This is a genomic window from Rhodoferax sp. (assembly GCF_037143375.1).
GTDB lineage: Bacteria > Pseudomonadota > Gammaproteobacteria > Burkholderiales > Burkholderiaceae_C > Rhodoferax.
Genome location: NZ_JBAWYV010000136.1, coordinates 1 through 8,037, shown reverse-complemented (window position 1 = coordinate 8,037; position 8,037 = coordinate 1). Strand labels below are relative to the sequence as shown.

The following is an 8,037-nucleotide window of genomic DNA, read 5'->3' as shown; positions in this document are numbered from 1 at the left end:
TTCTCATCTTTACCGCGATGTGCGATTGCACCACTTCGTTGGCGGCTTGCGCCATCACACCGTAGTCACCTGGCAACGACTGCAAGGGCATTCTGTAGTCGATCATGCCGAGGTCGTGCTGGCGCGCCATCTCCGCTTGCGCTTGCCGAAACTGTGCCAGTACGGCTTGCATCGTGATCAGTGAATTCAACACTTCAGCCGTTTCGTCACGCCCCTGTGGTTGGTCTGGGGCCGTACTCAGTTCGCCATCGGCCATGGCCTGCAGGTGATGCCGGATCAACTGCAAACCGCCATGGGCGACCAGGAAAAAACTGTAGAAGAGGTAGGCGGCCAGTAGAAGTGTGGCCATGACCGCGGCGGCTATCCACGCGAGGCGATTTTCCATTTTGGATATGCGTGCGGACAGCAGCTCGTCTAGCGTTGGCAAGCCTTTCTCGTAAAAGGATTGCAAGCGCAACACTGCGGCTTCTCCTTTTTCAAACAATTGTTGTGGCGTCAGGTCTTTTTGATTGACGAGAGCGTCTGGATCGGCCACCAGTTTATGGAATGCCGAGACATTTTCAAACACGGTCATGTCCAACTTTGATGACAGGCCGGGATTGGCAGCAAAAGCTCTTTGCAAATAGGTGCGACTCTGTTTCAACCCGGCCTCAACGCCTACGGCCCAAACCATATAGCGCTTTTCATCGGCAATAGACAACCCAGGATGGGCCAAGGCATAGGTCCCCCAGCCCCATAACTGACCCAGATCCTCGGCCAACTGCGGCATGGAAAGCACCATGGCATCCATGAGATAAAAACTGTCCAGATCAGGGTCAAGCACCAGGTTGGAGTTGTCGCCGATCACGTTGAGCAGGGTCACGATGGAGGCGGTGACGGATCCAAACACGGTGCGTCCCTGACTGTCGGCGCCATTGATGGATTGCGACGTACCAGCCCAAGAGGTCTTGAGCTTTTCAAATTCAGGCTTGAGCACCAGTGCATCACCCGACTCGGATAAATATTTGTCGAAATTACTGATGGCCTGGTCGGTTTGTACCCGAGCGGCCTGGTATTGGGACCGCCCGTCAAAACCACCGAGCGTGGCCCGGGTCGCATTGCGGGTCTTGAGTACGCCGGTGTAGACCGGCAAGAAGCGCTGGAATGCAACGACCCCCGTGCGCTCCTTGGCACTGAAATCAATCTGCTCAAACTGCGCCGCGCTAAAGAAATAGCCTAGCAGGCACACCGGCACCAAAAAAATCAGGCTGATGAGGAAGGCTTTGGCGCCAAATTTCATATTGCCCATGAGGCGCATGCCCGGTGCCCAGAGCCCCGAAACGTTGGTTTTTTCCATGATTTAAAGGCTCCACTGGTTCAGGCAGACAACACTTTTCGAATGGTCGTGGCCAGCTCGCGCGGTGCAAACTTACCGACATAGGCATCGGCGCCCACGCTCTTGACGTGGTTTTCGTTGGTGGTGCCGGTCAGCGAGGAATGGATCACCACGGGAATATTTTTGAAACGCGGGTCTTGTTTGATCAGACGCGTCAGGGTGAAGCCATCCATCTCCGGCATTTCCAGATCGGTCAACACCACGGCAATTTTGTCGTGCACAGTTTTGCCTTCGGCTTTGGCTTCATCCGCGATCAACTGCAAGCGATCCCAGGCTTCCTTGCCTGTTTTGACCATGATGAAGGCGGCACCCATGGCATTCAACCCGAGCTCAATCACTGAGCGGGCGACCGCCGAATCGTCGGCCACCAATATCGCCGAACCCACCGGCAGCTTCAACACATCGCCGACCACCTCGCGGCTGAGTTCTTCGTGCGTCACGGGCATGACGTTGCGCAGGATTTGCTCCACGTCCAGCACCTGCGCCAGACGCGTGTTGGCAGTGGCGCCGTCCAACCGGGCAATGCCGGTGATGAGGGCCCCGGCATGACTCGCTTCGGCGGGCAGCACCTGGTCCCATTCCAGTCGCACAATTTCGCGCACGTCTTCGACCGCAAAAGCCTGCACCGTGCGGCCAAACTCGGTGACCATCAAAATACTCAGTCCTTTTTTGGCCTGACAGCCCAAGACGGCCGGCAGGTTGATAACCGGAATGATTTGCCCCCGAATGTTGGCCACCCCCATCAGGTGCTCGTGGGCATTGGCCAACTCGGTGACGGCAGGCATCACCAACACCTCACGGACCTTGAACACATTGATACCAAAGAGCTCGCGCTGACCGCTGGCAGGCGCATCCCCCAGGTGAAACAGCAACAGTTCAAACTTGTTGTTGCCCGCCAGTTTGGTGCGTTCTTCGATTTCTTGTTGTGCTGTTCTCACGGGGGAATCTCGGGCTACTTCGGGTTAATAGGGACGAAAGTTGGTGGTCGCACCGCGGGCGGGATTGCGCACCTGGGGGCTCGATAAACGAGGCGCCGTGGCCCTCTCACTGACCCGGCGCTGAGTTGGGGCTGCGCTTACTTCGCCCACATTGAAGAAGGCGATGGATTGCTGCAATTGCTCGGCCTGAGCCGAGAGTTCTTCGCTGGTGGCGGCGAGTTCTTCGGAGGCCGAGGCGTTTTGTTGGGTCGCCTTGCTGAGTTGCCCCATGGCACCACCAATTTGAACCACCGATTCGCTTTGCTCCGCACTGGCGGCGGCAATCTCCTGCACCAGCTCAGACGTCTTCTGAATGCTCGGCACGATTTCGTCGAGCAGCTTACCGGCGCGCTCGGCGGTGGAGACACTGCTGCCTGCCAGTTCGCCGATTTCACGGGCCGCTTCCTGGCTGCGCTCGGCGAGCTTGCGAACCTCGGCAGCCACCACCGCAAAGCCTTTGCCGTGCTCACCGGCTCTGGCTGCTTCAATGGCGGCGTTGAGCGCCAGCAGATTGGTCTGGTAGGCAATGTCGTCGACGATGCCGATCTTGGACGCGATCTGCTTCATGGCCCTGACTGTTTGGCTCACGGCCGTGCCGCCTTCGACCGCTTCTTTGCTGGTCTTGGTGGCCATGCCATCGGTGATCTTGGCGTTGTCGCTGTTTTGGCCGATGGAGGTCGACATGACCTGCACCGATTCAGTGGTTTCTTCGACGCTGGCGGCTTGTTCACTGGCCGCTTGCGACAGCGATTGGGCAGTCGCACTCACCTGATTGGCAGCACCGGTCAAGGCGTCAGCAGCGCCCCGAACTTCGCCAATGACGCGCGAGAGATTTATCGCCGTGGCATTGGCACTGTCTTTGACTTTGCCAAACAAACCCGCGTAGTTGTGCTCAATGCGCTTGGTCAGGTCGCCTTCGGCAAAGGCGGCCAGCACCTCGGCCACATCGGTGAGGCCTTGCTCACTGGTATTGAGCAACTGGTTCATCCCCAGGCCCAGGTTGGCGAAGAAACCGGTTTTACCTTCAGTGCTCAGTCGACCGCTGAAGTTGCCGTTGACAGCTTCCTGCACCAGATCAGCCACCTCTTGCTCGGTTGCCACTTCCTGTGTGCGATCGGCCCACTCGACCACCGTGCCCATGCGCTTGCCAGCGGCATCGAGAATCGGGCTGGCACTCAAGCTGAAATGCAGTCTGCCCACGGGAATCTGCGCCCGGTGGGTGCTGCGCAAACCGTCCAGCAGACCACGCTGATGCGACGGGTTTTTATGGAAAATATCGATGTTTTGACCAATCAGCCGGTGCGCGTCAAACAGGGGCAGGGCCTTTTTCAGCTCTGACTCGTTGCGCTGCATCATCGAAGTCACGGTCTCGTTCATGTAAATGATGGTGTTGCTGGCATCGGCAATCATCACATTGGTGCTGCACTTGTCCAGCGCATTGCGAATGCGCAGGTTTTCGTTGGCAATGCGCTGCTCACGCTCTTGGGCCACCAACATGTCGGCAGCGGTTTTTTCTTCCTGCAACTCCTTTTGCTCGATGGTTTGCAAAGAGCCATTGGCACGCTTGAGCGACTCACTGAAGCTACCGCGCAAGCCGCCGGGCTGGGCCAGACGGAAATACTTGCCCTCACTGGCACATTGCAGCGCGGTGGCCTGCTCACGAAAGCAGGCTTCCAACTGGTCCAGCATGTCGTTCAGGTCCCAGCACAGGGCATGAAAAGTACCGCTGGCAGGGATATGGGTGATCCGGCTGACGAATTTGCCATGCGCAACTTCTTGCGCAACGGCCTGGATTTGCATCAGGTAATGACGGTCTCTCTGAAGGCCACGCGTCCACCAGCCCAGGCAGGCCAAGGACGGCAACAGCCACACCAAAGGCAGCCAGTTCCAGCCGTCACGCCACCAGTGCAGGGTAGCGCCCCCTAACAGCAGCAAGCCCATGGCGGCCGCAAATCCGAATGACTCAGAGGGAGAGGATGAATTTTTCATAGGAGACTCCTTTCTGGTTCAAAACGTTGGTTAACAAGGCAATCGAGGCGTTGCAGGCATCTTTGGGCCCAGCGCGGCGCTCTTCATCGAGCATCAATTTATAAACATCTGACAGCGCAGACACCGCCCCCCGGCCGGGTTTGCGGCGCACCGAAAAATAGCCTTCGGGCTTGCCGGAGGCGTCAAGATTGGGCGTGATGTTGGCAAACACCCAATAGAACCCACCGTCCAGCGACATGTTCTTGACATAAGCAAAGCACTCTTTTTGCTGGCCCAAGGTGTCCCACAAAAATTTGAAAACGCCGCGCGGCATGTCGGGGTGACGCACGATGTTGTGCTGTGCGCCCAACAACTCCTCTTCGGTGTAACCCGAGAACTCGATGAAGATGCGATTGCAATAAGTAATGCGGCCCTTGAGATCGGTTTTGGAGATGATGAAGTCATCTTCCCGCATCACCCGTTCCTGCTGGGTCGGCGCTTGTTTATTTTTCATACGGTGACTCAATAAGGACGGAAATTGGCATTGCTGGCAGGGCCGCTACGCACAGAGGCGACTTGAAGCGGGGCATTTAAACGAGAAGATGCTTTGGCGTTGGCGCCCCGGCGCTCGGGGTGTCCCAACGCGGGTTGACGACTGCGCACCTGCGGCGCGCCGTCACCGGTGTTGAAGAAGGCAATCGACTGCTGCAGTTGTTCGGCCTGGCCCGAGAGTTCTTCGCTGGTGGCAGCGAGTTCTTCCGACGCCGAGGCATTTTGCTGGGTGGCCTTGCTGAGCTGGCCCATGGCTCCACCAATTTGCACCACTGATTCGCTTTGCTCGGCACTGGCGGCGGCAATTTCCTGCACCAGCTCGGAGGTTTTCTGGATGCTGGGCACGATTTCATCAAGCAGTTTGCCGGCGCGCTCGGCGGTGGTGACGCTGTTGCTGGCGAGTTCGCCTATTTCTTTGGCCGCTTCCTGGCTGCGTTCAGCCAGTTTGCGAACTTCAGCGGCTACCACGGCAAAGCCTTTGCCGTGTTCGCCGGCTCTGGCCGCTTCAATCGCAGCGTTGAGCGCCAGTAAATTGGTCTGGTAAGCGATGTCGTCCACGATGCCGATCTTGGCGGCGATTTGCTTCATGGCGGTCACCGTCTGGCTGACGGCGCTGCCACCGTCCACCGCCTCTTTGCTGGTCTTTGTGGCCATGCCGTCGGTGACCTTGGCGTTGTCGCTGGTCTGACTGATGGAGGCGGACATGACGTCAATACTGCTGGTGGTTTCTTCGACGCTGGCGGCTTGTTCGCTGGCCGCTTGCGACAAAGATTGCGCGGTAGCGCTGACCTGGTTGGCCGCACCCGTCAGGGCGTCGGCGGCGTCGCGCACTTCGCCGATGACGCGGGTCAGGTTTTCAGCCGTGGCATTGGCGCTGTCTTTGACTTTGCCGAACAGGCCCTGGTAGTCGCGCTCGATGCGTTGGGTCAGGTCGCCTTCAGCGAAGGCGGCCAGCACGCCAGCGACATCGCTCAGGCCTTGTTCGCTGGTATCAAGCAACTGGTTCATACCGGTGGAGAGGTTGGCGAAGAAACCGGTTTTGCCTTCAAGGCCAAGGCGCTGACTGAAGTCGCCATGTGCGGCCGATTCCACGATACCAGCCACCTCTTTTTCAACACGGACTTCGGCCGTTCGGTCTGACCACTCCACCACGCTGCCCAGATGGGTACCATGGCTGTCCACAATCGGATTTGCGATCAGGCTGAAATGCAGGCTGCCAATCTGAATTTGGGTTTTGTAGGTGGATTTAAGTCCGCCGAGCAGTCCGCGCTGGTGGGCTGGATTTTTATGGAACACATCAATGTTTTGCCCCATGAGCTGGCGGGCGTTGAAATGCGGCAAGCTCTTGCGCAGGTCGGCTTCGTTGCGCTGCATCATCGCCGTGACGGTTTCATTCATGTAAATGATGTCAAGATTGACATCGGCAATCATTACATTGGTGGTGCATTTGTCGAGTGCGTTGCGGATGCGCAAGTTGCTACGGGCTGCCTGTTCGGCTTCTTTCAAAGAATGCTGGACTTTGTCCATGGCTTCGCTGATGCGGGCTTTTTGGCCGGGCAAACGGTCCATGTTCACGTCCAGTTTTCCTTCTGAATAGCCCGTGACCACTTCCACAATTTTCATCTTCACCGCAATGTGCGATTGCACCAGATCATTGATGGACTGACCCATGTCGCGGTAGGCGCCTTCCAGCTGATCTACCGGCATCACATGGTCGAGCATGCCTTGTTCATGTTGTTGCGCCATCTCCCGTTGGGCTGACTCAAACTGCTGCAAAGTGCTTTGCATTTTTGCCAAGGGCGCCAGCAATTGGCCAATTTCGCTTTCGTCCGCCTCAATTTTTGTGTCGAGTTGACCGGATGCCACCAGTTTGGCAGTGCCCAACGCCTTGGCCAGTGGCCGCGTGATGCTGGCAGTCACCCAAAGCGCCACCGCAACGGCCAACACCATCGCCAATGCAATGATGATCATGCCGGTTTGGGCTATCTGGTCAGCGCGGGCGGCAGAACTGGCAAGGTCGCGCTTCATCTGGTCAATTTGGGCTTTGACGAAGGGCGTCAAGGCCTTTTGCAATGTTTCGCTGGCACCGTCAAACCCCGCCATGAGCTTGTTACCCGCTTCAGGGCCCGTCGCCACATACGCGGCGGCCATGGCCTTGCCGGTTGTGTAGTAACTGGCCGCACTGAGCTTGATGTCCTGAATGGTTTTCAAGGAAGTCGCGTCGCCTGACTTGGCGAAATTCTTCTCGAACTTATCCAGTGCGGCGTTGAGACCGTCAAAGTTTTCCTGGGCATTTTTAAAGCCGTCATCCAGACCATCCTTGCCCCGCGTGGCCGAAACATCCGATAAAAATTGCTGGATTTGGACTACATTTTTATCCATCGCAGTCGCTAGCAGGGCATATTCCACGCTTTGCTCCGACGCATTCAGCATGCTTTGCTTGACTTGCGTGAGTTGCCCGCTAAGCCAAACTGTGAAGATAAGAAACAGAACTATGGGCAGGGCGAAGCCAGCCAGGATGCGCGTCTTGATAGAAAATTTCATGATGTGCGAAGTGGTGGTGGGGTTAAAACTTAAATCACTTGTGCCTGCTCAACAATCAAGGCCATGTCGTCAATATTGAGCGCGCGCTCGGGGTCCAGAATGACCACAAACTCGCCATTGACCTTGCCCAGGCCCTGAATGAAATCTCGCTGAATCGTGGTGCCAAACTGGGGCGGTGGCTCGATCTGGGACTTGGAGATGTCGATCACTTCGCTGACCGCATCCACCATCAAGCCTAACTCCATCTTTTCGTTCTCACGGCTGACGTCGATCACGATGATGCAGGTCTTGTTGCCCACACGCGCCTGCTCCCGCCCAAAGCGGGCTTGCAAGTCAATCACCGGCACCACTGCACCCCGCAGATTGATGACTCCACGAACAAAATTGGGCATCAGCGGTACCGCTGTCATGGCCCCGTGCTGAATGATTTCGCGCACACAACGAATGTCCATGGCAAACACTTCGCTGCTCAGTACAAAGGTCAGGTACTGCATGGGGGTGGAGGTGTCAGTATTCATGCGCGCCTGTTTTAGTAGGTTAGTAGGGTCGGAAGTTGTTATTGCCACCGCGTACCGATGCCGCTTGCAAAGGCGCACTCAGGCGGGGGGCGGGCTTGGCTTG

General features: G+C 57.1%; 5 protein-coding genes and 1 pseudogene. All 6 read right to left on the bottom strand.

What is annotated here, in order from left to right:
* Positions 1–1,336 (bottom strand): annotated as a pseudogene (locus tag WCG50_RS15495) (hypothetical protein); the annotation flags it as partial.
* Positions 1,337–1,356: 20 nt separating this feature from the next.
* Positions 1,357–2,313: a chemotaxis protein gene (locus WCG50_RS15490; protein ID WP_336900501.1), complete on the bottom strand. Its 957-nt coding sequence runs from the start codon at positions 2,311–2,313 to the stop codon at positions 1,357–1,359.
* A gap of 24 nt (positions 2,314–2,337) precedes the next feature.
* Positions 2,338–4,341 carry a methyl-accepting chemotaxis protein gene (locus WCG50_RS15485; protein WP_336900500.1) on the bottom strand — a complete coding sequence of 668 codons (2,004 nt, stop codon included), beginning with the start codon at positions 4,339–4,341 and terminating at the stop codon, positions 2,338–2,340.
* A complete protein-coding gene (locus WCG50_RS15480) occupies positions 4,316–4,834 on the bottom strand; it encodes a PAS domain-containing protein (protein ID WP_336900499.1) in 519 nt (172 codons plus the stop codon). The genes WCG50_RS15485 and WCG50_RS15480 overlap by 26 nt, the downstream gene beginning before the upstream one ends.
* A gap of 8 nt (positions 4,835–4,842) precedes the next feature.
* On the bottom strand, positions 4,843–7,416 hold the full coding sequence (locus WCG50_RS15475) for a methyl-accepting chemotaxis protein (protein WP_336900498.1): 2,574 nt from the start codon (positions 7,414–7,416) through the stop codon (positions 4,843–4,845).
* 29 nt (positions 7,417–7,445) lie between these two features.
* Positions 7,446–7,934 (bottom strand): chemotaxis protein CheW, encoded by a 489-nt coding sequence (locus WCG50_RS15470; protein WP_336900497.1) that lies wholly within the window; start codon positions 7,932–7,934, stop codon positions 7,446–7,448.
* Positions 7,935–8,037 lie beyond the last annotated feature (103 nt).

Excerpts from the sequence above, each read along its gene's own strand:
- WCG50_RS15480 (WP_336900499.1), bottom strand. The coding sequence starts at position 4,834 with ATGAAAAATAAACAAGCGCCGACCCAGCAGGAACGGGTGATGCGGGAA.
- WCG50_RS15470 (WP_336900497.1), bottom strand. The coding sequence starts at position 7,934 with ATGAATACTGACACCTCCACCCCCATGCAGTACCTGACCTTTGTACTG.
- WCG50_RS15475 (WP_336900498.1), bottom strand. The coding sequence starts at position 7,416 with ATGAAATTTTCTATCAAGACGCGCATCCTGGCTGGCTTCGCCCTGCCC.
- WCG50_RS15485 (WP_336900500.1), bottom strand. The coding sequence starts at position 4,341 with ATGAAAAATTCATCCTCTCCCTCTGAGTCATTCGGATTTGCGGCCGCC.